We start from the raw sequence: 25,563 nt of genomic DNA on the forward strand, positions 1-25,563 counted from the left end.
TGCAAATACGGCAGTCGACGCCCATCCCCTCCGTCGAAAGGCGCTACTCGCATGTCTTCAATCGGCATTTCTCCGAAGATCGAGGCAAACGTGTCCCGAGTCGGCAACCCCAAGCACGGCAAGCACAAGCCGAAGCTGAGCGTCCGTGAGATCGAAGTACTTCTTGCCTGGCTACGTTCGGATTCCAAGTCCGAGGTCGCCGAGACACTCGGCCTACGCGTCTGCACCGTCAACACACACATCACTCGGATCCGCACGAAGTACAGCGACGTCGGGCGGCCGGCTCCCACGAAGGCAGCATTGTTTGCCCGCGCGGTCCAGGACGGGTACACCACCCTCGACGAGTGGTGACCTCAGACCGCGACGGTTTCCGGTTCCTTCGCCTTGGACGGCTTCAACCAACCGGGTAGCCAGGCGGGTTGTTTGTCCGGTGCTTGATCGAGAACACCGCCCGCCGGATCGTCGATGAACCCGTACCGCACGAGATCCTCCGACGGCCGGTAGATCTGCCGGAGCACCAGCGCGCATAGAACGAGTACCGCGATGTCCCGGATCACGACGGTTCCGGTGAACCACTGCTCGGGCAGCCCCTTGTTGGACACACCGAGGTAATACATCATTCGTGGAACCCAGACCAGGGCGTCGATGGTCATCCACGCGAGCAGGAGTCTGCGGTGCGGCAAGGCCAACACGGCCAGCGGCACCAGCCACAGAGAATACTGCGGGCTCCACACCTTGTTCGTGAGCAGGAAGCCCGCCACCAACAGGAAGCACAGCTGCGCAACTCGCGGACGACGCTGCGCCGTCAGGGCGACGTATCCGACACCGATGCAGACGGCCACGAACAAAAGCAGAGAGACGGCGTTGAGATTCGACGGTGACTCACCCTGTGCGAGAGGACCGTCGAGGCCCTTCCACGACGTGAACGACGCGATCACGTTGTAGAGCGAATCCGGATCGGCCCCGCGTTCGGAGTTGAGCCGGAAGAATTCGTACCAACCATGGGGGTACAGCGCGGCAATGGGCAGGTTCACCGCAAGCCATGCCGCGACCGCGCTGAGAGCGGTCACCAGCCAGTCCCTCGTCTTGCCCGCGCGCAGACACAGGACCAAGAGCGGTCCCAGTAGGAGCAGCGGGTAGAGCTTTGCGGCGCCGCCCAGGCCGAGCAGGATTCCCGCGAGCACGGGCCGCTTACGTGCCCATGCCAACAACCCACCCGCCGCGAACGCCGTCGCCAGAGGATCGAAGTTCGTGAACACGTGCACGATCACCAACGGGGAGCACGCGATCAGAGCGCCGTCCCACACTCGTCGTCCGGCCAGAAGGGTGCTCGCCCACACGGTGACCAGCCACGCCAACGCCAACCCGAACGCCACGACGTTGAAATAGAGCGCCACCTGAATCGCGCCCGGCAGCCAGGTGATCGAATCCCACGTCTTGGCGACTTTCATTGCGCCGTACTGATAGAGCCCCGAGATGACCGGATACTCCATGTACCGCATCTGGATCGAACCGTCGCCGCGTACTTCTTCCCACGACGTCTTGTACGGGAATGCTCCCTGATCGAGGCGTTCGGCTCCGTACAGCGGAACGGTGTCGGAGTAACACATCGCCACGTACTGACGGCTGCCACTCCAGTCGAGGCCGACCTGCCCGCTCTCGCCGACCGGCGCCTGCTGAATACAGCCCGCCTTCGCGAACCAGCCGAAAGCCAAGAACACCACGGCGAGCAGAAGGATCACTCTCATCGGTGTGAAGAAGCGAGTGCGTCCGATCAGTGCGTGACGACCTACCGGACCGCCGACGGTTCCCGACAGCGCAGACACCATCGCGTCGTTGCGACTGGGAACGTCCCGCCAATCCGCCGAACGAAGATCTTCGGCCAGCGGAGCGGGGGAGGTCGGTTCGGCATCATCAGCATTCGCGGCCACTCCGCGAGGTTACCGTCTTTCGAACCGACCACCCTCCAACTACTGGCCGGGGCTCACACCTGCCGGTTCTTCCTCGGTGGTCTCGCCTGCCCCCGGTACCTGTGGCGTGGTTGTCGTCGGCCGGGAGATGCCCGGAATCGGGATCGTGATGCCCGGCAGAACCTCGACCTGCGTCGTTGTCACCACGGGCGGCGGAGTGGTTTCCGTCGTCGTCGGTGCGGTGGTCGGCGGCGCCGACGTCTTGGGCGGTGCGGGAGCCGTGTACTCCGGAACACCACCGGCTTGACCGTTGATCTTGCCCGGCGTCGGGAACTTCTCGTTGTCGGTGCCCTCGAGGGCGCCGTCCATCGTGTCCTTCCAGATGTCCGAAGGCAAACCCGAGCCGTAGATCATCGCGCCACCGGAATTGGTGATCGCTTCACCGTCGGGAGTTCCGACCCAGACCGCGGTCGAAAGCGACGGCGTGTAGCCGACCATCCACGCGTCCTTGTTGGCTCCGGTGTCACCGAGCTGCGCAGTACCTGTCTTCGACGCCGACAGACGTCCGCCGGCCAGGTTGTGACCGCGCGAGTACGCCGCGATCGGCTGCATCGCAGCCGTCACGTTGTCCGCCACGGCAGCGTCGATGCGGTCTTCACCGGCGGGCGCGCCGCGGTCCAGCAGCACGGTGCCGTCGGCCGCGACGACCTTCTGCACGAAGTGCGGTGCGTGATACGTACCGGACGCGGCGAGTGTCGCGTACGACGACGCCATGTCGAGCACGCGGGCCTGGTACTGGCCGAGCACGATGCCGTTGTTGGGGCCGGAACCGTCGGCCTCGGTGAGCGACGGGCCGACGCCCGGGATGTCCTTCGGGATGCCTGCTTTGTGAGCGATGTCCGCGATTTCCTGCGGGCCGTTGCCGTCGAGGCTGAGCATCTGACGGTAGAAGCTGGTGTTCAGCGAACGCTTGAGCGCCTCTGCGATGGTGCAGGTGCCGCAGCTTTCACCTTCGACGTTGCCGATGGAGATGCCGTTGACGGTCAGCGGTGAGCTGTCGTACATCTGCGAGAGCGGGATTCCCTGATCCAGGGCGGCTGCGAGGCCGAACACCTTGAACGAGGAACCAGTCTGAAGTCCGGCATTCGCGAAGTCGTATCCCGCGCCGTCCTCACCGCCGTAGTACGCCTTGACGGCTCCGGTCTTCGGATCGACCGAGACAACTGCGGTACGCAGATTCTCCGGCTCACCCTCCATATTGGAACGGGCTGCCTCGACCGCTGCGGCCTGAGCCTGCGGGTCGATGGTCGTGGTGATCTGCAAGCCCTCGGTGTTGAGCAACTGCTCGCTGATTCCAGCGTCGCCGATCTCCTTGAGCACCTGACGCTTGATCAGGCCTTCGGGTCCGGTCGAGCCCTGGCTGCTGTTGTCGACCTGGGCGAGCGGGATGTAGGCGGGGTACTGCATCGGCGTGCGCGCGGCCTGATCCAGCGTGCCGGCGGACACCATGCCGTCGAGCACGTAATCCCAACGGGACTTCGCGCCTGTCGGGTTGGTCTCGGGATCGAGGAGCGACGGAAGCTGGATCGACGACGCCAGGACGGCGCCTTCTTCGATGGACAGCTGGTCGACGGGCTTACCGAAGTAAGCCTTGGATGCTGCGCCGATGCCGTATGCGCCGCGACCGAAGTAAATGGTGTTCAGATACGCGGCGAGGATGTCGTCCTTGGACCACTCGTTGGCCATCTTCGAGGAGATGACGAGTTCCTTCATCTTTCGCGTCAGCGAACGCTCCGAGCCGACAAGCGCCTTCTTGACGTACTGCTGCGTGATGGTCGAGCCACCACCGGCGCTGTCGCGACCGAGGACGTTGTCTCGGGCCGCGCGTGCGAAACCGGAGATCGAGAAGCCCGGGTTCGAGTAGAAATCGCGGTCCTCTGCGGCCAGAACAGCGTTGCGAACGTGCGGCGGTACCTGATCGAGCGAGACCTCGACGCGGTTGCCATCTGGCGGGACGACAGTGCTGATCACCGTGGTGCCGTCGGCGGCAAAGACCGTCGCCACCTGATTGGTCTTGAGGTCACCGGGCTTGGGGACGTCCTGCACGATGTACGCCGCCATGAAGGCAAGGACGGGCAGAACAAGACCGAGCGCCACCAAGACGTAGGCCGAGCGGCGAACTGTGCGCCACTTGGACTTCTTCTTCACGGTGCTCTTTCTTCCCTTCGGGGGTTGTCCGTCGTTGCCACCGCCACCGGAGCCACCTGTCGGTGGCTTCGTCGGTGGAGGTCCGACCGGCGGGCGGGTGCCCGCGTTGCTACGGGTGGTCGCTGCTGCTGCCGCGACGCGCTGGGTCGGTTCGTTCGCCTGAGCGCCTACGGCGCGATCTCGAGGCGGCGGGCCGGCAGGTCGGCCTTGCGGCGGACGACCCTGAGGAGGGGGACCGGCGGGGCGGCCCTGAGGAGGCGGGCCGGCAGGTCGGGCTTGCGGCGGACGCCCCTGGGGCGGGGGTCCCATCGGACGACCTTGCGGCGGACGACCCTGAGGGGGCGGACCCATCGGAGGGCGTCCCTGCGGTGGTGGGCCCATGGGACGTCCCTGCGGCGGACGACCCTGAGGAGGTCCGGCGGGACGGTTGGGACCGACGGGACGGCCACCCGGGTTGTTGCCGCCCGGGTTGTTGTTGCTGGGGGAACTCACGAATCAAATCTCCAGTGGTCACGGACCGATCACGTGCAGACTTCGATCGGGCCCTTCTTCGGGTGTGGCGTTACTCGCTGGCGGTGCGCCGGCTTGGTGGGCGTGCTCGCCGCGGTCGCGGCGGCGCAGGTACTGCGCCGAGCACATAGGACTGCACCAAGTGGTTCCAACTGCAGGTACGGCACACCTCTACAACGTGCACCGTGAACTCCTCTGCTGTTTCCGCAAGCCGAGCGAGCTCGTCCGAGGTTCGGGCCGATCCCGAAACCTGACCGAGCTTGTCGCCGAACACCCAGGACACGAGCGTCAACTGTTCCTTGCGGCAAATGGGGCAGACGACGTCGCTGCCCCGGCCGTGGAACTTCGCGGCTCTGAGTAGGTACGGATCGGCGTCACACACCTGCTTGACGTCGGTCCGACCCGCAGACACTTCGGCCAGCACAGACCGACGCGCGAGCGCGTAGTCCACAACTTGCCGCTGTATCCGCACCTGACCAGCGTACGTGCGTCCGTGCCGCGACGGACGGTTCGGGAGGGTCACGATGAACACATTTCGGGGGCTGGGGGCATGGCGACCAGCCATTACGATCACTTCCTGTGAAGTCTTCTCGTTCTCCGATGACGCGCGCTCGTGATCTTGATCGCGTCGAAACGTGCAATGTGTTGGACGCCGCGTACGCCGAAGGGCAGTTGAGCGCGGAGGACTACTTCGACCGGACCGAGAAGGCGAAGTCCGCGAAGACCCTGCTCGCACTCGCACGCCTGGTCAACGATCTGCAGGTGCCGAAGATCGAGACCAAAACGGTGCCTCGGACGTCGACGGCACGAAAGGCCGTGTTCGTCGGTGCTGCTGCTCTGATCGTCGTCGGCGCGATCGCAGCAGTGGCGTGGAGTCGGTCACCGTTGACGCCCTCGGAAGACATCACAGCCAGTTATGCCAGCACTACTTCCCTCGCTCCGCCGTTGCCGACCACCACCCCGGTGCCGGAGCCGACCGTCGAACCGATCCTGATCGCACACATCGACACGTTGACGCCGGAAGGAATCGGCGCATTCATCGAGAGGTATCGAGAAGAGTTCGGTGACATGTTCGTAGACGACGCCAGCTTCCACGGCGACTACTCATCAGTGAGCCGGGCGGTCCCCGATGCTCCCGCTCTCACCGAGTCCATCAGTTTTCGCGACGGCTTCGAGAGGGAAGTGACGTCCATTCCGCGGCGAACGGGCCAGCCGACCTTCGACCTCGGTTCCATCCAGATCGACAAGCTCGCGCCGTACATGGTGAACATCGGCGACTATGTCAATGTTTCGGACGCCGCGATCACCCACTTGATCGTGGACGCGAACTACGGCGTCCCGGAGATCGCGATCTATGCAGAGAACGGACTCGGCCACCAAGGACGCATCGAGGTCACGCCGTGGGGCGAGATCTCTCGTTCCTACCCGTACGGGAGCTAGGGTGAGCCGGTGAGTGGGTCCCCGACTACTACCTCTACGCGCACCCGTGCGCGCGACGTCGACCGTTCCGATACCTGCGCCGTTCTCGATACGGCTCTGTCCGACGGCCAGATCACGGTCGACGAGCACGCGAACCGGACGGCTGCGGCCATGACCGCGACCACGCTCGGACAGCTCGATCTGCTGGTCCGCGATCTGCAGAAAGCAACGCTGCGCAACGCCGTCGCCAAAGTTCGCCGTATCGACAAGATCTGGTACCTCGCAGCCGCATCGACTATCTTCGCCGGCCTGATCGGGTACCTCACCTTGTCCGCCGACCCTTCACCCCCACCGCCTCCACCGGCGGCAGCCGAAAACGTCGAACCGCTTGCCCCCATTGTGAGTTCGACGTTGAACACGGTCACCGCAAGCGGGATCGGGGAATTCATCACCAGATACAGCGCCAAGTACGGCACGACGATAATCGATTCCGCCAACTTCTACGACGGCTATGCAAGCGTCACTCGCGCCGCCGCTGTCTCGCCGAACCTGGAGGAAGACATCGACTTTCGAGGCGGTTTCACACCACGCGACAGCACGTCGACTCGAGCAGCCAGCACCGTCACCTTCGACCTCGCTGCCGTCGACATCGACAAACTCGCCGGATATCTGGCAGGAGTGTCCGCAAATCTCAACGTCCCCGACGCCGAGATCACACACATCAGCATGAGTTCGTCGAGCGACGATCCACGCGTCTCCATCTACGCCAGCAACAACCTCGGCGCGAGCGGCTCAATGGATTTGACCCCGGATGGCCGCCCGATCCGCTTGTCTCCCTTCACTCCTCGATAGGCCCCGGACATGCCGAACGATCTGACCAGGACCACCCGCGCTCGCAATGCCGATCGCGAGGCTACCTGCGCAGTGCTGGACTCCGCCTTCGCCGACGGACAACTCACGGCGACCGAGCACGACGAATTGACCGAACTCGCCGCGGTGGCAGTCACTCTCGGCGATCTCGAAGATTTGACGTCCGATCTGCAGACCGAGGCGTCCCTACCCATTCTTCGGAAAGAACCTTCGCTCGACACGCGTTGGATCGCCGTTGTGATCATCGCGCTGTCACTGGTCTCGGCTGTCGGTTTCGGAATCAAATACGCCGCGTCCGACGTCACGATCTTCTCGAGCCCCGAGCCACAGTTACACACCGTCGACGGCCTGGGGGCGATGTTCCATGCCATCGAAACGGAGTACGGCAGCGGACTGGTCGACGAGATGACCATCTATCCCACTTATGCACGCGTAACGCGCGCCGATCCTGCCGCGCCGCGCAAGAGCCTGGACAGCTACTACCGAGGCGACCTCGAGGACACGACTTCAGGAGGATCACGCGAACCCGACGTGACACAGATCGACGTCAGACAGCTCGATCCTCGCATCGTGATCGCCCTGCTCGACGGCGCCGGAACAACGACGTCGGTGCAAAATCCGACCACTCGGTACGTCTCTGTCGATAGCACCGAAAATGTTCCGACCATCCAGATTCACGTCGGCAACGACCTCGACGAGAGCGGGTACCTGACCGCTGGCCTCGACGGGGAAATCATGTCGATCTACCCGTTCACCCCCTGATCTAGCCGTGACACCTTGGTACACGTATCGGGCCGCAGTGTGGTTTTATATATCGGCGCGATATAGTTGGTTATCGCATCAAGCGGTTAGGTTCAACGACTCGGGAGGTTTGTCAGTTGCTCGAACTCGCAATCCTCGGGCTGCTCCTCGAGTCACCGATGCACGGATACGAGCTGCGTAAGCGGCTCACTGGTCTGCTCGGCGCATTCCGCGCGTTCTCGTACGGATCGCTGTACCCGGCACTGCGGCGCATGCAAGCCGACGGATTGATCTCGGAAGACGTCGACACTGCCACCGGCACGCTCAAGCGTCGGGCGCGTCGCGTCTACCAGCTCACTCCGGAAGGTCGGCAACGGTTCACCGAACTGGTCGCCGACACCGGGCCGCAGAACTACACCGACGACGGTTTCGGCGTTCACCTCGCCTTCTTCAGCCGCACCCCCGCAGAAGCGCGGATGCGGATCCTCGAAGGCAGGCGACGCCAGGTCGAGGAGCGCCGTGAGGGGCTCCGCGAGGCCGTCGGTCGGGCCAGCGGATCGCTGGACCGCTATACCCGTCAGCTCCATCAGCTCGGACTCGAATCGAGTGAACGCGAAGTGCGTTGGCTCAACGAATTGATCGCAGCCGAGCAATCGACAACAGGAACATCCCGGAAAGAAGGAGAACCCGACCATGGGTGAGAACAGCACCGCGGTGCGCGTAGCCATTGTGGGCGTGGGTAACTGCGCCTCGTCCCTGGTTCAGGGCGTCCACTACTACAAGGATGCCGACGAGACCCAGACGGTCCCCGGCCTCATGCACGTCAAGTTCGGTAAGTACCACGTCCGCGACGTGCAGTTCGTCGCTGCGTTCGACGTCGACGCCAAGAAGGTCGGCTTCGACCTCTCCGAGGCGATCCTCGCGAGCGAGAACAACACCATCAAGATCGCCGACGTCCCGCCCCTGGACGTTCCCGTTCAGCGTGGCCCGACCCTCGACGGCATCGGCAAGTACTACGCCGAGACCATCGAGCTGTCCGACGCCGAGCCCGTCGACGTCGTCAAGGCACTCAAGGACGCTCAGGTCGACGTCCTCGTCTCCTACCTGCCCGTCGGTTCCGACGACGCTGACAAGTTCTACGCACAGTGCGCGATCGACGCAGGCGTGGCATTCGTCAACGCTCTGCCCGTCTTCATCGCTTCCGACCCGGAGTGGGCTGCCAAGTTCAAGGACGCCGGCGTCCCGATCGTCGGTGACGACATCAAGAGCCAGGTCGGCGCCACCATCACCCACCGCGTGATGGCGAAGCTGTTCGAAGACCGCGGCGTCGTGCTGGACCGCACCTACCAGCTCAACGTCGGTGGAAACATGGACTTCAAGAACATGCTCGAGCGTGATCGCCTGGAGTCCAAGAAGGTTTCCAAGACCCAGGCCGTGACGTCCAACCTGACCGGCGCACTTGCCGGCAAGGTTCACGACCGCAACGTCCACATCGGTCCCTCGGACTACGTGGAGTGGCTCGACGACCGCAAGTGGGCATACGTCCGCCTCGAAGGCCGCGCCTTCGGCGACGCTCCCCTGAACCTGGAGTACAAGCTCGAGGTCTGGGATTCGCCCAACTCTGCCGGCATCATCATCGACGCCGTCCGCGCAGCCAAGATCGCCAAGGACCGCGGCATCGGTGGACCGGTTTACCCGGCTTCCGCTTACCTGATGAAGTCCCCGCCGGTCCAGATGGCCGACGACAAGGCTCGCATCGAGCTCGAAGCGTTCATCATCGGAGCCGACGAGGCCTGATTTAGTTCACGCTGATTCGGGGTCTTGCGCCAATGGCGCAAGACCCCGAATCTGTTATCCGCAGGGTGTTTCCGCATCCGCGCGGGTAATCACGCCTGCGGCTGCCGAATTGCCGTGCGGGTCCGGGTGCCGCTCAGCGTGGAATGATGGACATCAGAACCATCACACGGATCGAGGACCCCATGTCGATTACGTCGCTGCCAGTGCTCGATCTGTCGCTTGCGCAGAACTCCGACACCGCCGAGCAGTTCCGCACTCAGCTCCGCGAGGCCACCCACGAGGTCGGATTCTTCTACCTGGTCGGCCACGGAATTCCCGACGAACTGCAGCGCCGCCTCCTCGCCGTCGCCCGCGAGTTCTTCGCGCTGCCGACTGCCGAGAAGCTCGCGATCGAGAACGTCCGCAGCCCGCACTTCCGTGGGTACACCCGGCTCGGCGGCGAACTGACCGAAGGCAAGCAGGACTGGCGCGAGCAGATCGACATCGGCGCCGAGCAGCCCGCGGCCGAGCGCACCGACACCTCACCGGCCTGGGAGATTCTGCAGGGCCCCAACCAGTGGCCAGACGCCCTTCCCGAACTTCGCGACGTCATCACCGAGTGGAACGACACACTCACCTCGATCGCATTGAGCCTCTTACGCGAATGGGCGGTAGCCCTGGGCCAGGATGCGAACATCTTCGACGACGCGTTCGCTCACGATCCGTCGATCCTCATCAAGGTGGTGCGTTACCCGGGCCGCCCGAAAGGTGCCGGCTCCCAGGGCGTCGGCGGACACAAGGACGCGGGTGTGCTGACTCTGCTCTATGTCGAACCGGGCAAAGGCGGTCTGCAGGTCGAGCACGACGGCGACTGGATCGACGCGCCGCCGATCGACGGGGCGCTGGTGGTCAACATCGGCGAACTGCTCGAGGTCGCTACCGGCGGCTACTTGAAAGCGACTGTGCACCGGGTAGTTTCACCCGAGGGCGACGGTGAACGTATCTCGGTGCCGTTCTTCTTCAACCCGAACTACGCAGCGCAGATCCCGGAGTTCGACCTACCTCCCGAGCTCGCGGCGCGCGCCACCGGCGTCACCGTGGACGCGAACAACCCGATCCACGATTCCTACGGGGCGAATGCCCTCAAGAGTCGACTACGTGCGCACCCCGATGTCGCGGCCCGCTGGTGGCCGGACATCGTTGCGGCACAAAGCGCTACCTGACGCTGAACTACAGATCCATCGCGACTTTCCACGCCGTGTGCATCGCGCCCTCGATGTAGTCGACGTTCACCGCGTCACCGACCACGTGCACGTCGGAGACGACGCCGATCAGAGAATCGGCCAGTGGCGCCTGCGCCGACACTCCCGAGGCGACGACAACCATGTCGGCCGGAGCGGTCAGTGTCTTGTCACCGGAACGGAATTCGACGTGCTCCTTGGTGATGCGCTGCACCGTTGAATTGCGGTGAATGTTCACACCTACATGCTTGGCGTGGCGCACCGCCGTCCAGCGGCGCGGCATCGCCATCGGAATACCCAACTGCTGGCCTTCTTCGATCAGCGTCACAGTGCGACCTCGCTCGGCCAGGAACTCCGCAAGCTCGAGTCCGACAAGCGAACCACCGATCACGACAACGTCTTTACCCATGGGCAGGAACTTGCGGGTCACAGCTCGGATCGCCGCGGGGCTCTTGGTAATACCGGACAGCTTGCCCAACTTGGCCATCGTCCGCAGGAACGGCGGTACCTGTGAGACGTCTCCCGCTCCGGTCATCAACGCGCGCAACGAATCACCGGTGTGCACGTGCGGGAGATCACCGCCCGGAACGCTAGGCCGCTCACGAACCGCACCGGTGGCCACGACTACGGCGTCGGGGTTCAGTGCCCGGATCGAGGCAACCGAGGCTTCGGTCTTCAGTCGAACATCGACACCGAGACGCTCGATTTCCACTTTCAACCAGCTGAGCAGACGCCCGTTGTCCGGGGTAGTGAGGCTCGAGAACCACAGGGTGCCACCGAGGCGATCGGACTTGTCCAACACCGTGACTCGGTGCCCACGTTCAGCGGCCACGCGGGCCGTCTCGAGACCACCGGGGCCCGCTCCGACCACAACAATGTGTTTCGGAGTGCTGGTCCGAACGAAGGGGAGAAGCGCTTCGTTGCCCAGGGCAGGGTTCACCGCGCACAGCGGGGTCTCGTCCCAGAAGTTCTCCTGCACGCAGACGTAGCAATTGATGCAAGGCCGAACCCGCTCGGGTACACCGTCTTTGAGTTTGTTCACCAGCTGTGGATCGGCCAGGAGCTGACGGCCCATTGCGGCGAAGTCCGTGCGACCTTCCGCGATCATCTTCTCGCCGACCTCGGGGAGCATACGTCCGACCGTGATCACGGGGATCGATATCGCCTGCTTGATTCGCGTTGCGTTGTCGGTGTAGTAGCCGACCTTGTCGGGCAGGGGTCCGTCGGTGAAGTTGGCAAAAGCATTCAGCGCGGTACCGGTGACATGAATGGCGTCAGCTCCGGCCTCTTCGAACATCTTCGCGGCCGCAGCAGCCTCGTCGACGGTCAGCCCGTCGGTTTCGCCGTACTCTTGACCGGCCAGACGCACGATGACGGCGAGCGCACCGCCGACCTCCTCCTTGACCGCTCGAATGACCTCACAAGCGAGGCGAGCACGGTTCTCCATGGAACCTCCGTACTCATCGCTGCGCTGATTCGTGTATCGACTCAGGAACGCTCCGAGGACGTAGTTGTGGGCACAGTGAATCTCGACGGCGTCGCCGCCCGCCGCCTTCACCCGTCCGGCAGCCTCGGCGAACATGCGGACCAGCCAATCAAGATCTTCCTTGGTTGCCTCGTGGTACGTAGCCCTCTTGCCCTCGTTGATGGCAGCCATCTTGCCCAGTTCTTCTGGCGTGCAATCGGCCATCGCGCTCATGTCACCCGGCGGCTTCGGCGTGGACGGGACCAACTGCGGTCGGCCGTCGAGGGTATCGATGCGCGCCACCTTGCCGTGGTGTGTCATCTGCACACAGAGCTTGCTGCCTGCGTCGTGGACTGCGTCGGCCAACGCCTTGAGACCGGGGATGAACCGGTCTTCCGAAAGCCCCGGTTCCTTGCGGCTGGTGCAGCCCAGCGGATACGCAACAGCGCAGCAACCGGTGATGATCAGACCCGTTCCACCAGCTGCACGCGCCACGAAGTGGTCGATGTCGCCCTTTTCGATTTCCCCGTCTTCACACAGGTTCATGTCCATCGCAGGGAGAACCACGCGATTGGGCACGGTCATCGGGCCGATGGTGCCTGGTGCGAGCAGGTGCGGAAAGGTCTGGCTTCGGATCGTCACGAGCAGACGCTAGAACTGGACCACGCCCATCCGTTGCCGCACTCCCGATCAACGAGACTTCACGCGCTGTGACGTGCGAGGCACTCGGCTATCACCTCGAGCGCATATTCGAGGTCCGCGGATTCCACTCGCCCGTAGCCGATGACCAATCCGCCGGGGTCTCCGTGCGTTCGGGTGGACTCGACCAGGGTGGGCACTTCGACGCCGTGTTCAAGTGCCTCGCGAGCGACGGTCGCTGCCAGATCCGCGTCGAGCATGAGCGTCGTGTGCATGCCGGCGCCGAGACCCCGCAGTTCACCGAACGATGACAGCGCTTCCTCGACCGCCCGATCACGCTCCCGGTACCTGCGCCGGGCGGTACGCACCGCTCGATCCCATTCGCCGTCACGGAGCAGGGACAGGAGTGCTTGCTGCAGCGGAACCGACGGGAAGTCGCCGATTCGCTTGCGGTGTACTGCTATGCGGTCGACCAGGTCGAGGGGAGCCACCAACCAGCCCAATCGAATTCCGGCGCCGAGCGTCTTGGCAACTGTTCCGAGATACACCACCCGATCAGGAGCCAGCTGGGCAAGCGCAGGCAAAGGCGCTACGTCGTAACGGAATTCGGAGTCGTAATCGTCCTCGAACAGGACGACGTCGCGGACGCGGGCGAACTCGATCAACTGGTTGCGCCGACCTACCGGAAGCAGCCCACCCGTCGGATACTGATGGGACGGTGTCACATACACGCCACGGACGCTCTCCGACGCAGTTTCGAGTTGGTCGACACAGAGACCATGAGCGTCGACGGGCACGTCGAGCAGCGACCATCCACAGGCTGTTGCGGCCGAGGACGCATACCGGTATCCGGGATCTTCCATCGCCAGAACAGCACCACGGGTACGCAGAGCCGACAGGGCGAGGCCGAGACCGTGCGTGGCACCTGAGGTGATCAGGATTCTCTCGGGTTCAACCGACATTCCACGGGCTCTTGCCAGTAATTCCGATAGTGCCGAACGCAATTCGTAGTCACCCGCAGGATCGGGATCCTCGAAAGGTGGCGGTTTGGACCCGACGTCACGCCACGCCCGCCGCCACGCTGCCGATGCACGCGGTGGCGTCCACGGCACGCCCGGCCGGAGCTGCACCCTGGGTGACATCTTGTCGGCGCCCTTCTTCGGTGTAGTCGTGGGAGTGACCATGGGGGAGGGCGCCTCGGCAACGAAGGTGCCTGAGCCGTGCACAGCGACAAGCCAACCCTCGGCGATCAACTGCTCATACGCCCGTTCCACGACGCCCCGCGCCACCTCGAGCTCCGCCGCCAGCTTCCGGGAACTGGGTAACCTCAGACCCACTGCCGCCTTACCACTGCGGATATCAGCTCTGAGGTGGTCGGCAATCTGGATCGGGAGCGCCCGCCGATCTGTCCGGTCGAGGACGACGGCTACCGCCGAAGGCAGAAACATTCAGAACCCTCCCGGAAGTGGCAAATCGAAGTGGCCTATCGAAGTCTCCACTGATTGGACCATGACTTGAAGCCACTTTGCCACCAGCATTGTCTGCATGACAGATTCCGTTGTCTTTGCTGCCCCTGCTCCTGCCCCCACTGCACCTATTCCGCTGTCCCCGACAGCACGTACGACGCACAAGCGCGCCCGCCACCACGGCGTCGCAGAACGCGCGGCACTCGTCGACGTCTTGCAGTCCGCGAAGCTGTGCCACATGGGTGTGACCGTCGGCGGAGTTCCCATGGTGTTTCCCACCGCCTACGGGTTCGACCTCGACGGCCCCGACCGCGGCGGATCTATTTATGTTCACGGTTCAGTCGCTTCACGGAGTTTGGCTCCCGACAGCGAAATCTGCATCACCATCACGATCCTCGACGGGCTCGTGTTGGCTCGGTCGGGCTTCCACCACTCGATGAACTACCGCAGCGGCGTCATCATCGGATCACCTCGAGTCGTGACCGACGGCGACGAGCGCGTGAAGGCTTTGAATCTGATCGTCGACCAGGTGGTTCCCGGACGTTCCCAACACCTTCGGGATCACACGCGCAAGGAAATGGCGGCAACCATCGTTCTTGCACTGCCGTTGTACGAGGCTTCCGTCAAGGCCCGCACCGGCGGCCCCGGCGACGATGCCGCCGACATCGGTATCGAAACCGTTTGGGCTGGAGTAGTTCCCGCAGCTACGCACTTCGGTGAACCGATCCCGTCCGAGGATCTCGACTCAGGTGTCGCGCTTCCGGACCATATCTCGACGATGCTCTGACCGCACACGCCGTACACACCGGGGCATGGCTATGCCCCGGTGTGTACGTATTCAGTTGCGCCCGTTCAGGCTGCTGTAGGTGGGCTGTTCCCGCCGATCGGCTGTTGATACGGATCAACCGACATCGGTGGATAGAACACGGTTTTTCGGTCGGGTCCGATCTCCACCCGCCATTCGGTGTGGTGCAGTGTCCGGTGGTGATGACCGCACAACAAGATCAGATTGTCGAGATCTGTTGGGCCACCATCGTTCCAGTGAACAATATGATGAGCATCGCACCACCCCGACGGTGTCCCGCACCCCGGAAACGCACACCCACCATCACGAACCGCCAACGCCCGCCGCTGCGGAACCGTCGCCGTTCGCGCTTCCTTACCGCAGTCGAGCGGAACACCATTCTCGTCCAACAAGATCCGGGTGACCGTGCAGTCGCACGCCAGCATCCGTGCGGTGTCGATACTGATCGGGCCCACCCAATCCGTCCACGCGAACCCCAACTCCTCAGTGGACGGCAACAGGTCTTTCAGAACTTTAAGGTCGGTCATGTCTTTCGCGGACGCGGTGACTGTGATGTGCGGTTTCACTCCGCCTTCGATCGGACCCAACCCCGCCCGCTCGTACCGGCGCAACAATTCGCAGAACCCGTCCGCCCGTCGTAATGCCGGCGTACGCGTGTCCTTGACGCCGTCTTTCTCCGGTGTCGGCGCAGACAGGCTCGACAGCAACGTGATCAACCGGGCCCCGTTGATCGCATCCAGATCACCCTTCACAGTGACCCGCCCGTACAAGCCTTTCGAGGCGTAGAACTCGTTACGTTCGGAATCCTCGCCGACCGGGACGCCGTCCTCGCGCTTGCCGTACTGCTTCTCGATCCGCCGAATCGCCGCCCGCACCGCATCACAATCGGCAATGTTCTGCGACGCCAGGCCAAGCAGGATCCCGCGAGCCTTGTCCACATCCGCCAGGGTCATGTTCTTCGGCGGATGCTGACAAAACGACGCCACCTGACGGGCTTTCAACGCATCCACGTCACCGCGATGAAACGCATCCGCGACAACAGGTTCGAGCATCAACAACCGCGCCAACCCGACCAGCAGACTGCACTCACCGATCTCCAAATTCGTCGAACCATGCAACCACTGAGCGATCGCCCGAAAACCCTTCCCACCGAGAACGTCCCGGGAAAACATCTCCACGATCAGCAACACCATCCGCGACTGCAACTCGTGTCGGACACGCACCAGATCGAGAACCTCACCCTTGAGGTCCTCGCCATCCAGTTGCCACGCATCCCGACTGTCCATACTCAAAGTTTAATCGAACACAGTTTCGAACACAAGGGATGGTAACCGAAACTAGATGCTAATCAACAACTTTCGCATTCCAGACGAAACGGGCAGGTTCTTGGGTCGCGGGAGTTGCCGCAACTCCGCCACCGATAAAGGGCCGGACAAGATCCAGCGGCAAGGGGAAGACAACGGTGGAGTTGTTCTCACTACCGATCTCGTGAAGCGTCTGTAGATAACGCAACTGCAGGGTGGTCGGATTGCGGCTGATCACCTCGGCCGCCTCGGCGAGCTTGGCCGAAGCCTGAAACTCGGCGTCGGCGTTGATGATCTTGGCTCGCCGCTCTCGTTCGGCCTCTGCTTGCCTGGCGATGGCGCGCTGCATGTTGGCCGGAATCTCGACGTCCTTGATCTCGACGGTCGTGACCTTGACTCCCCACGGTTCGGTCTGCTGGTCGATGACTTTCTGCAGATCCTCGTTGAGGCGTTCACGTTCGGATAGCAGCGAGTCCAGCTCAGCTTTACCGAGGATGGAGCGCAGTGTGGTCTGGGCGATCTGTGAGGTGGCGGCCAGAAAATCCTCGACTTCGACTATCGAACGGTCAGCGTCGACGACCCGAAAGTACGTGACGGCGGTGACCTTCACAGGAACATTGTCGCGGGTAATCACTTCTTGGACCGGTATTTTCAGCGTGACGGTTCGCAGACTGACCCGCTCCATACGATCGATCGCCGGCACCAGAATCACCAGACCAGGACCCTTCAAGGTGATCAGTCGACCGAGGCGGAACACCACCGCGCGCTCGTACTCGCGCAGAACTCTCACCGACATGCCCACAAGGACTGCAATCAGCACGACAAACACGGACAACACGACAAGCACGGTGGTCATAGCGGCAGCTCCCACGGTTCACGACGGCGCACTTTCAGAGTCAGGCCTCGAACCTGCTCTACGACGACGGATTCGCCCACGGCGGGCACAGAATCGTCGTACCCGAATTCCATTCGAGCACGCCATAATCCGCCGTCGAGCTCGACCTGACCCTGCGCACCGGTCCAACTGCGAACGGTCGCGTCCGAGCCGACAAGAGATTCCGTCCCCGTACGCACGGGAGCGCGGCGCGCGGTAAGCGCTTTTCGACTCGCTACCGCCACCACGCCCAGGCCGACTACCGCGACCCCCGCCGTCACCGGAATCGCGATCAATTGCCCGATACCGTCGGACGTGAAGAGCATCCACACGCCGGCACCGATCATGAGTGCTCCAAGCGCACCGAGCACCCCCGCGGTTGGGGCATGCGCCTCGACCACGATCAACAGGACGCCCAGCAACAGGGCAACGACACCGATCGTCGTCATCACTCGTCTCCACGCTCGCGAGGACGCGGTCACGTCGCGTAGCCATTGTGCGATCGCGCCCTCGACTTCAACGGTAATCACGTTCGGCCGGATCTGCCACAAGCGCTTTCACATCACGTCAGAGAAGGACCTCACCGATCTGTCGTGCAGTCACCTTGGCAAGGTCGGCGAGAAACGGAATCCGTTCGTCGATCATCAGCTCGACCGGACCACGAAGCCCGAGAGCGTAACGCACAGTGCCGGATCCATCGATGATCGGAATTCCGATCGTTCGGAAATCCGGGGTCAACTCTTCGTCGTTGAATCCGTATCCTCGCTCACGAGTCAGTTCCAGTTCCCGGCGGATACCGGCGACATCGGTGATCGCACGCTGAGTGGTCGCTTCACGTGGCAGCGCAGCCAGCTCGGAATCGTCGACATCGGACCAAGCCAGAAAGGCTTTCCCCAGTGCGCTCGCATGCAAGGGAAGGCGGACACCCTGCAGCACGTGCCCGTCGGCCTCGCGCCACCGACTGAATCCGAGCAACACCACCTCACTTCCGCTTCGCACTGCCAGGGAAGCGGATGCTCCTGTCGTCGCGGCCAATTGCTCCAAAAAGGGCTCGGACAGATAGATCCGATGCTGCCGGTAGGAGACCTGTCCGTAAGCCGCCAGCGCCGCGCCGATGCGATACCGACTGGTTGCGTCGTCCTTCTCGAGAAATCCCGCGTCGACGAGCGACTGCAGCAATCGATGCGTGGTGCTGACCGCAAGCTCTTGTCGCCGCGCAACTTCCGAGACTCCCAGTTCTTCGCCACTGCGAAAACATGTGAGCATGGTCAGGGCACGGGTTACCGTCTGAACTCCCGCGCCGCGTGCGTCCGTCACGAACGATCCTTTCGCTGTGGCCTGATCGACCTGAGAATCGGACGCTAACACGGACCCAGCAGTCCGGCCATCCTTTCCATCAGATGGAAAGGAACCGAACGTGGACCTGCAAAAGCCCAGATGAACAGACTTCCGATGTTGTCAAGATTTCCAATCTCCAGAAAACAAACGGGGGTAAAACGGACAGGCACCCAATAGCGTCATCGTCGTCAGTTCTGACGATTCAACGCCTGAAGGAGCCACATACATGTCCCGCTTCCGCCGACTGCCACGAGCTGCCGCTGCGCTCGCCATGATCCCGCTGGCCGGGTTGGCGGTGGCGTGTGGGTCTTCCGATTCCGACAGCGCCGCAGGCAATTCCAGCGCAGACTTCACGCTCAAGGTCTTCGATCCCGGAAACTCCGGTGCCATCGCCGTCGGCAAGCGTGACGGAACCTACGACGAGGCTCTGGCACCGCTGGGCGCAAAGATCGAATGGGTCAAGACCACACCGGGATTCAGCTCCAACCTCAAACTCTTCAACAGCGGTGAACTCGACATCCAAACCGGCGCATACAGTCCCGTCGTCGGCGCACTGTCCAAGGACGTGGGTGTCCGCATCTTCGCCACGTCCGACCCGTACAACAAGGACCAGGCCGGCATCATCGCCACTCCGGAGTCCGGCATCAAGACCGTCGCAGATCTGGCCGGCAAGCGCATTGCCGTCAACCCTGCAGGCAAGGGCGAGTACATCACGCTCAAGGCCCTGACGCAGGCCGGAGTGCCGATCGATTCCGTCGAACGTGTTCCGCTGCAACAGGCTGACGCGGCGTCGGCGTTCTCCACCGGGCAGGTCGACGCGTGGGCATCGTTCCTGATTCCGTATCAGGAGGCCAAGGCCAAGGGCGCGGTCGAGATCGCAACCGAGGCGAGCATCGACTCCGTGGACAGCACCATCATCGCCGGCCGCACCGTAGTACTCGAAGAGCATCCCGAAGTGGTCCAGAAGTTCCTCGAGGTCACCCAGGAACTCACCGCGAAGCAGCAGGCCGACCCGGCAGCATTCGAGAACGTCTTCGAACAGACCGGTCCGCGCGCACTCTCCGGACAGCGACTCGACGACGCGATCACCCTGGGCGGCCAGATCACCAACTTCCGCTACCCGACTGCAGCCGACGCTACCGACCTCGAATCGATCTCCACGTTGTTCGCCGACAACAAGGTGATCCAGCAGCCGATCAAGGGCAGTGACGTGATCTTCGACCTCCAGGGTGCTGTGGCAGGTTCGGCAGCGGCAGCGCCCACCACCGAGGGGAAGTGACCCGATGGTGACGCTGACCCGGCCCGCACGAACTGCGTCGCCGTCAGTGGAGCATCCGCAACTCGAAACGCCCCGCTACCGCCGCAATCGCAGCAGGCCCAAGTGGGTCTCGATCCCACTCCGCTTCCTCGTGCCCGCGCTGCTGGTTGCCGGATGGTGGATCGGATCCGCTACCGGACTGATCCGCGAAGAGATCCTGGCCGGACCTCCGGCGGTGTGGACGGCATTCGCCGAGCTGTACCAGTCGGGTCAGTTGGTCGACTTCGGTCTCGCGTCGCTTCAACGTGCCGCACTCGGTGTTTCGGTCGGTGTGATCGTCGGATTGGTGCTCGGGGTTCTGTCCGGTCTCTCCTCGCTCGGCGAAGAACTGATCGACTCGACCATGCAGATCAACCGCGCGGTTCCGTTCCTCGCGCTCGTTCCGTTGTTCATCGCCTGGTTCGGTATCGACGAAACCTTCAAGGTAGTCCTGATCGCCGTCGCGACCGTCGCCCCCATGTACGCGTACACCTACCTGGGAGTGCGCGGAGTCGATCGCAAGATGGTGGAAGCGGCACAAGGTTTCGGCCTGACGGGTTGGCGACTGGTGTTCGGAGCAATTCTTCCGACCGCCCTCCCCGGTGTTCTGATGGGGCTTCGAATCTGCCTGTCGCTCAGCATCACCGGATTGATCGCCGCCGAGCAGGTCGGCACACGTGAGGGCATCGGATATCTGGTCACCCTGGCGCAGGAATACAACCGCACCGACTACATGGTTCTGTGCATCGTCATGTACGCGGCACTGGGACTCATCTTCGACGCAATCGTCAGACTGATCGAGCGGTACTCCATGCCGTGGCGGAGATTGTCGGTGGCGCGATGACGAATACAACCATCGGCTCGCTGCCATCCACCGAAGCACCTCTGCCGCCGTTGGCAGCCCGTGAGCGGACCGGCACCACTGCGGCCGAGCGACGTGCCGGATCACCGGTAGCGGTCTCGCTCACCGGAGTGCGTAAGTCGTTCGGTGACAAGACTGTTCTGGGCGGTATCGACCTCGAGATCACGCGCGGCGAGTTCGTCGTTCTCCTCGGCCCCAGCGGTACCGGCAAGACGACCCTGTTGCGAGTGCTCTCCGGTTTGGAAGCACCGGACAGCGGCGAGGTGCTGGTTCCGCGCGACCGCACGGTTGTCTACCAGGAACCGCGATTGATCCCGTCGAAGCGAGTTCTGGCCAATGTCACAGTCGGACAGAAACGGTCACGTCAGGTCACCGACAATGCACGCAACGCACTCGCCGAGGTCAACCTCGCGGACAAGCACCGCGCCTGGCCGGCCACCCTCTCCGGCGGCGAGGCCCAACGCGTCGCATTGGCTCGTGCTCTGGTTCGCGAACCTGAACTATTACTGCTCGACGAACCGTTCGCAGCCCTCGACGCTCTGACACGGCTCCAAATGCAAGACCTGGTAGGCGATCTGGTCGCCCGCCACCGTCCGGCAGTACTGCTCGTCACGCACGACGTCGACGAAGCCGTACGACTTGCCGACCGTGTGCTCATCCTCGACAAGGGCGGGTTTGCCGTGGATGTCGACATCGACCTGCCACGCCCCCGCGATCGGAACGATCCCGAATCTCTACGCTACCGAGCGAGTTTCCTGAAGGAACTCGGCGTCGGTCGCACCTTCCCCGACGGACAGGACAGTCATGACATTGATCGCTGATTCCGCAATCGACACACTCTGGTACACCCGCTGCCCCGTTCCCACCGCCAGCGGCCTCGCCAACAGTCTCGGTTGGCTCGACCGGACGGCAAACGAATCCGGAGTGCGTTTCGGCGTACTGCAAGATGCCGGACCGGAATTGGCAGTGCGCCATTTCGATCACCACCTCTCCGGACTCATTCGCGAAGGCGGCAACGTCCCCGCACTGGCCGCGCGTGCCAGTGGTTCTCCGACGAGGCTCATCGGGCTCACCTGGATCGACGAGGCCCAGGCAATCCTGGTGCGCGGAGACTCCGACATCCGAGAAGCCGGTCTTCTGGCAGGCGCTCGGATCGGCATCCCGGCCTGGGCGGCAGATCAGGCCAGGAGCTTCCCCCGTGCCATGGCCCTGCACGGCTTCGCCTCCGCACTTCGACTCGGCGAGTTGAGTTTTGCCGACGTCACTCTCGTCGAGGTTGCGACGACGGCAGCCCCCGAGGTCCGCACCGCCTCGTCCACCCGCAACACGACGTGGGGCGTCGAATCCCTGCTACGCGGCGACGTCGACGCCATCTACGTCAAGGGTGCCCGCGCCCAGGAAGTTGCCCGCGAACACGGTCTCGCGGTGGCCGTCGATCTCGATTCCACTGCATCGCTACGTGATCGCGTCAACAACGGCACCCCACGACCGATCACAGTTCATGCCGACCTACTCGAACAACGCCCGGACATCGTCGTGGGTTTCCTCGCCGAGAGCCTGAGAGCGGCGGACTGGGCCGCAGCCAACATCGACGAGGTCCGAGCCGTTCTGCAGACCGAAACACAGTCGGGGCCCGAAGGTGTGGTGGCAGCGTACGGCGAGAACTTCCACACCGGACTGCATTTGAGCCTGTCTGACGAGCGTGTGGACCTGCTCGGCGTGCAGAAACAATTCCTGTATGCGCACGGCTTCCTTGCCGCCGACTTCGACCTGCAGTCCTGGGTGGCGCACGAACCACTGGAACAGGCACGCAACCTCGTTGCGCAGAAGGGCACAGCAGAATGACGGACGTCTACTGGGAGCTACCGTCTCGCGGTGACGGACGCCGGGCGGTGGCCGCACTGAACAGTCGCGGCGGCTTCGGGCCGCAGCGACCGACTACCGTCGCGACCGATGTTCGTCCCGGAAACTTCGGGCCCTTCGACGAATTGGCACAGATCGTTCTCGCCGCCGAACTGTCGGGCGTCGACGGCGTTGTCGCACCGTACGATCCGAATGGCGAAGAATCCTGGACCGTTGCTGCCGCCGCCCTACGTCAGACGCGTCATTCGCGAGTGGTCGTGGAGTTTCACCCCACTTTCGGCACCCCCGTCTACGCCGCCAAAATGTCGGCGACACTTCAGCGCCTGTCGGCAGGTCGTCTCGAATGGCGAGTGAAGGTAGAGACGGACCCCGAAGACGCCGCTGCTCGCGGCGACGTGGTTCGAGGAGCCGACCGCTACGCGCGCGCCGCGGAGTTCCTGACCGTCGCCCGTGGCGTATGGAACGAGGAGCAGATTCTCCCTGGCGGATTCGGCGGCACGGGTTACGACTTCGACGGCGAGTACTACGACGTACTCGGCGGCGGATTCCGAGGCATCTTGTCGGGACTCCGTTTTCCCCGAGTACATCTGACCGGAGACTCACCGGAAGCTCTGGAACTCTCGGCCCACCATGCCGATGTCCATCAGTTCACCCTTGCCGGCGACGAGTTGTCGACACGGATCACCACCCTCGACGACCGAGCATCCGAACTCGGCAGGACCGTCGAGAAGGTCCTGCGCATCCCGATCATCGCGAGGGAAACAGCGGACGAAGCCTGGGCTCGCGTCGAACGGCAACTGAGAGAATCCGATTCCGCGGCACTCGAGATCGATCGTGGCGGCATCCTGTGGTCCGGATTCGACCGCATCGGCTACGAGCACAGTATCGGCCTCGTCGGAAGCTACGAGGAAGTGGCGCAGCGATTGTCGTCGTATCGCGATCTCGGCGTGGACGGTTTCGTCCTGTCCGGTCGGCCACACATCGAAGAGCTGCACCGGGCGGGCGAGCATCTCCTGCACCTGGTCGATCCCGAGGGTCGGATCCGCAAGGAAGAGAAGGCCACCACAGAAGAGAAGGCCACCGCATGAGCATCGATTTCTATTGGCGGATCGGGATGGAAGGCGACCACGCGTCGCTGCGTACTCCGCGTCGCTACAACCGCGGCGATGCCGGTGGATACGGGCCGGGCAACATTGCTCCCGCGATCCGCGGCGGCGAGTTGGACGGATACAGCTACATCGACCACATGGCAGCGGTGGCAAAGGCTTCCGAGTCCGCAGGGTTCCTCGGTGGACTGCTGCCGTCTTTCCCGATGACCGAGGATCCGTGGGCGACCGCAGCAGCGTTGGCCGCCGAGACCACCACGTACCGTTTCATGGTTGCGTTCCAACCAGGGTTCCTTCACCCGGTCCAGGCCGCGCGAATGTCGGCCAGTCTGCAGCGCGCAACCGGTGGACGTCTGGTCTACAACATCATCAGTGGTGGAGGCGGAGCGCCTCAGCTGTGGTGGGGCGACAAAGTCGACCACGACGATCGCTACACCAGGACGTCCGAGTTCCTCGATGTCCTCAAAGGTGTGTGGGACGGTGAACCTTTCGACTTCGACGGTCGCTTCTTCCAAACCCACGGCGCTGCACTGCCAACCGGACTGGCCGGCCAACCGTTTCCCGAGGTGTACTTCTCCGGATCTTCGGCCGCAGCCGTCGCCGCCGCCGGACTGCACTCCGATTACTACCTTTCCTGGCTGGAGCCGTACGCCGATCTCAGAGCCAAGATCGACGGGGTGCGGGAGAACTCGGCCAAACTGGGACGCACGCCGAAATTCGCCGTACGCATCGACGTCGTAGCCCGGCACACCGAAGAAGCCGCGTGGGCCGAGATCGAGAAAGGCTGGGCCTTCGTCGACAAGGGGGCCGCCGACCGTGCAGCCCAGGGTGACTCGGTGGGCGCCGCCCGCATCAAAGGCTGGGTACCCGAACACATCACCGGCTACCGAGATCTGGAAGTGCAACCCAACGTGTGGTGCGGCTTCAGCCTCATCCGCGGCGGACCGGCGTTCGGACTGGTCGGCAGTTACGAGCAGGTCGCCGAAAGACTCGACGAGCTGCGCGAACTGGGCGTCGACGCCTTCATCCTCGCCGGTAACCCGCATCTCGAAGAGGCATACCGCGTCGGCGAAGAAGTTCTTCCCCTCCTGCAGCGCACCCCGATCACACCTTCTGGACTGGAGACTCGATGACCACCACCGAAACTCGACTCGACACCGAAACCGCAGCATTCGTCGAAGAAGCTCGCAAAGCAGCAGACAAGGCATTCGACGTCTTCCGCAAGACCGGAACGGTTGCAGCCAACGGGACCGTCAACTTCGTCGAACGAGTACCCGGCACCGAAATCGCGGTCGCCCTGAACGATCCGGGACCGTGGGCGAACGATCCGTCGGTGTCACCGGTTGTCGCCACCTTCGATGGAGAGGTGCTGTCCGGCAACGGATCGGCCGGATTTGTCACCGGCTACGCATCGGTCTTCCGTCAGCATCCGGAAATCACCAGCGTTGTCCACATCCACACACCGTGGCTCGGCGGTTGGGCACAGACACATCGGACGCTACCCATCCGCTATGCGGCTTCGCAGAGGCTGACGCTCTCCCGAGAGATTCCGCCGCACATCGATCGGTCCCGTTCTGCAGGCGATTTCATTCTCGAGCGTCTCGAACACGATCCCGATCTGGTGGCGATCTTCGAAGCCAACGGCGGGGTCAACGTCATCGGCCGCAGCGGGTTGCTCGACCTCGCGAAGTTCGTCGTCCTCCTCGAGGAAGGCGCCCAGTTCCAGGCGATCGCCGAATCCCTCGGCGGTTCGGTTGAATTCGATCCATCCAACCTCGTCGTGCAGTGGGGCCGTAGCGGACTCGCCGACGAGGCGCGTCGACGCGGCCTCATCTAGCCACCCCCATCACTGATTCAGAACAGGAAACC

Annotated in this window: 24 protein-coding genes; 15 read left to right on the forward strand and 9 right to left on the reverse strand. The window is 63.3% G+C overall.

Features of this window, described 5'->3' with window-relative positions; all coding sequences use genetic code 11:
* The first annotated feature begins 51 nt into the window (after positions 1-51).
* Positions 52-351, forward strand: coding sequence for a LuxR C-terminal-related transcriptional regulator (locus G9U53_RS06865; RefSeq protein ID WP_003941253.1), 300 nt, complete (start codon positions 52-54; stop codon positions 349-351).
* Between the two features lie 2 nt (positions 352-353).
* Here the strand turns inward: G9U53_RS06865 and G9U53_RS06870 are convergent, their stop codons facing one another.
* From G9U53_RS06870 to G9U53_RS06880, 3 genes are all read right to left on the reverse strand, one after another.
* A complete protein-coding gene (locus G9U53_RS06870) occupies positions 354-1,931 on the reverse strand; it encodes a glycosyltransferase 87 family protein (RefSeq protein WP_065456454.1) in 1,578 nt (525 codons plus the stop codon).
* A gap of 39 nt (positions 1,932-1,970) precedes the next feature.
* Entirely contained in the window at positions 1,971-4,118 is a 2,148-nt protein-coding gene (locus G9U53_RS06875) for a transglycosylase domain-containing protein (RefSeq protein ID WP_007735524.1), read from the reverse strand.
* A gap of 562 nt (positions 4,119-4,680) precedes the next feature.
* The gene (locus G9U53_RS06880) at positions 4,681-5,100 is read right to left on the reverse strand and encodes a DUF5318 family protein (protein ID WP_042448217.1); all 420 of its coding nucleotides are present in this window, start codon (positions 5,098-5,100) and stop codon (positions 4,681-4,683) included.
* A gap of 128 nt (positions 5,101-5,228) precedes the next feature.
* Between G9U53_RS06880 and G9U53_RS06885 the strand changes: the two genes are divergently transcribed.
* From G9U53_RS06885 to G9U53_RS06910, 6 genes are all read left to right on the forward strand, one after another.
* Entirely contained in the window at positions 5,229-6,068 is an 840-nt protein-coding gene (locus tag G9U53_RS06885) for a DUF1707 domain-containing protein (RefSeq protein ID WP_007735521.1), read from the forward strand.
* Between the two features lie 9 nt (positions 6,069-6,077).
* Positions 6,078-6,899: a DUF1707 domain-containing protein gene (locus G9U53_RS06890; RefSeq protein ID WP_050656990.1), complete on the forward strand. Its 822-nt coding sequence runs from the start codon at positions 6,078-6,080 to the stop codon at positions 6,897-6,899.
* 9 nt (positions 6,900-6,908) lie between these two features.
* A complete protein-coding gene (locus G9U53_RS06895) occupies positions 6,909-7,679 on the forward strand; it encodes a DUF1707 domain-containing protein (RefSeq protein WP_050656989.1) in 771 nt (256 codons plus the stop codon).
* A gap of 116 nt (positions 7,680-7,795) precedes the next feature.
* A complete protein-coding gene (locus tag G9U53_RS06900) occupies positions 7,796-8,359 on the forward strand; it encodes a PadR family transcriptional regulator (RefSeq protein WP_003946014.1) in 564 nt (187 codons plus the stop codon).
* Positions 8,352-9,455 (forward strand): inositol-3-phosphate synthase, encoded by a 1,104-nt coding sequence (locus G9U53_RS06905; RefSeq protein WP_003945979.1) that lies wholly within the window; start codon positions 8,352-8,354, stop codon positions 9,453-9,455. Before G9U53_RS06900 ends, G9U53_RS06905 begins: the two co-directional genes overlap by 8 nt.
* A 143-nt stretch (positions 9,456-9,598) precedes the next feature.
* The gene (locus G9U53_RS06910) at positions 9,599-10,657 is read left to right on the forward strand and encodes a 2-oxoglutarate and iron-dependent oxygenase domain-containing protein (RefSeq protein ID WP_242692440.1); all 1,059 of its coding nucleotides are present in this window, start codon (positions 9,599-9,601) and stop codon (positions 10,655-10,657) included.
* Positions 10,658-10,664: 7 nt separating this feature from the next.
* Here the strand turns inward: G9U53_RS06910 and G9U53_RS06915 are convergent, their stop codons facing one another.
* Together G9U53_RS06915 and G9U53_RS06920 are read right to left on the reverse strand one after the other, a co-directional pair.
* Positions 10,665-12,782 carry an FAD-dependent oxidoreductase gene (locus G9U53_RS06915; RefSeq protein ID WP_116057632.1) on the reverse strand — a complete coding sequence of 706 codons (2,118 nt, stop codon included), beginning with the start codon at positions 12,780-12,782 and terminating at the stop codon, positions 10,665-10,667.
* A gap of 59 nt (positions 12,783-12,841) precedes the next feature.
* Positions 12,842-14,227 carry a PLP-dependent aminotransferase family protein gene (locus tag G9U53_RS06920; protein ID WP_165638505.1) on the reverse strand — a complete coding sequence of 462 codons (1,386 nt, stop codon included), beginning with the start codon at positions 14,225-14,227 and terminating at the stop codon, positions 12,842-12,844.
* Positions 14,228-14,324: 97 nt separating this feature from the next.
* Here G9U53_RS06920 and G9U53_RS06925 point away from each other — a divergent pair, with 97 nt between their 5' ends.
* A complete protein-coding gene (locus G9U53_RS06925) occupies positions 14,325-15,032 on the forward strand; it encodes a pyridoxamine 5'-phosphate oxidase family protein (RefSeq protein ID WP_083058516.1) in 708 nt (235 codons plus the stop codon).
* A gap of 65 nt (positions 15,033-15,097) precedes the next feature.
* Here the strand turns inward: G9U53_RS06925 and G9U53_RS06930 are convergent, their stop codons facing one another.
* The 4 genes from G9U53_RS06930 to G9U53_RS06945 form a co-directional block, all read right to left on the reverse strand.
* Positions 15,098-16,336: an HNH endonuclease signature motif containing protein gene (locus G9U53_RS06930; protein WP_165638506.1), complete on the reverse strand. Its 1,239-nt coding sequence runs from the start codon at positions 16,334-16,336 to the stop codon at positions 15,098-15,100.
* Positions 16,337-16,394: 58 nt separating this feature from the next.
* Positions 16,395-17,210 carry a slipin family protein gene (locus G9U53_RS06935; RefSeq protein WP_050656912.1) on the reverse strand — a complete coding sequence of 272 codons (816 nt, stop codon included), beginning with the start codon at positions 17,208-17,210 and terminating at the stop codon, positions 16,395-16,397.
* On the reverse strand, positions 17,207-17,677 hold the full coding sequence (locus tag G9U53_RS06940) for an NfeD family protein (protein ID WP_007735511.1): 471 nt from the start codon (positions 17,675-17,677) through the stop codon (positions 17,207-17,209). The genes G9U53_RS06935 and G9U53_RS06940 overlap by 4 nt, the downstream gene beginning before the upstream one ends.
* Before the next feature lie 118 nt (positions 17,678-17,795).
* On the reverse strand, positions 17,796-18,545 hold the full coding sequence (locus tag G9U53_RS06945; protein WP_042448211.1) for an IclR family transcriptional regulator: 750 nt from the start codon (positions 18,543-18,545) through the stop codon (positions 17,796-17,798).
* A gap of 247 nt (positions 18,546-18,792) precedes the next feature.
* On the opposite strand from G9U53_RS06945, the gene G9U53_RS06950 reads away from it, so the two are divergent.
* Genes G9U53_RS06950 through G9U53_RS06980 form a run of 7 tightly spaced genes read left to right on the forward strand, consistent with a single transcriptional unit; the run spans position 18,793 to position 25,531 of the window.
* Positions 18,793-19,845 carry an NrtA/SsuA/CpmA family ABC transporter substrate-binding protein gene (locus G9U53_RS06950; protein WP_050656908.1) on the forward strand — a complete coding sequence of 351 codons (1,053 nt, stop codon included), beginning with the start codon at positions 18,793-18,795 and terminating at the stop codon, positions 19,843-19,845.
* 4 nt (positions 19,846-19,849) lie between these two features.
* Positions 19,850-20,707: an ABC transporter permease gene (locus G9U53_RS06955; RefSeq protein WP_003946011.1), complete on the forward strand. Its 858-nt coding sequence runs from the start codon at positions 19,850-19,852 to the stop codon at positions 20,705-20,707.
* Positions 20,704-21,546, forward strand: coding sequence for an ABC transporter ATP-binding protein (locus G9U53_RS06960; protein ID WP_007735504.1), 843 nt, complete (start codon positions 20,704-20,706; stop codon positions 21,544-21,546). Before G9U53_RS06955 ends, G9U53_RS06960 begins: the two co-directional genes overlap by 4 nt.
* Complete coding sequence (locus G9U53_RS06965; RefSeq protein ID WP_007735503.1) at positions 21,530-22,570, forward strand: ABC transporter substrate-binding protein; 1,041 nt, start codon at positions 21,530-21,532, stop codon at positions 22,568-22,570. Before G9U53_RS06960 ends, G9U53_RS06965 begins: the two co-directional genes overlap by 17 nt.
* Positions 22,567-23,676, forward strand: coding sequence for an LLM class flavin-dependent oxidoreductase (locus G9U53_RS06970; protein ID WP_058039345.1), 1,110 nt, complete (start codon positions 22,567-22,569; stop codon positions 23,674-23,676). Before G9U53_RS06965 ends, G9U53_RS06970 begins: the two co-directional genes overlap by 4 nt.
* Positions 23,673-24,827, forward strand: coding sequence for an LLM class flavin-dependent oxidoreductase (locus tag G9U53_RS06975; RefSeq protein WP_007735501.1), 1,155 nt, complete (start codon positions 23,673-23,675; stop codon positions 24,825-24,827). Before G9U53_RS06970 ends, G9U53_RS06975 begins: the two co-directional genes overlap by 4 nt.
* Entirely contained in the window at positions 24,824-25,531 is a 708-nt protein-coding gene (locus tag G9U53_RS06980; protein WP_054187225.1) for a class II aldolase/adducin family protein, read from the forward strand. Before G9U53_RS06975 ends, G9U53_RS06980 begins: the two co-directional genes overlap by 4 nt.
* Positions 25,532-25,563: the final 32 nt, after the last annotated feature.

The organism is Rhodococcus sp. D-46, from assembly GCF_011290655.1.
GTDB classification, from domain to species: domain Bacteria; phylum Actinomycetota; class Actinomycetes; order Mycobacteriales; family Mycobacteriaceae; genus Rhodococcus_F; species Rhodococcus_F qingshengii.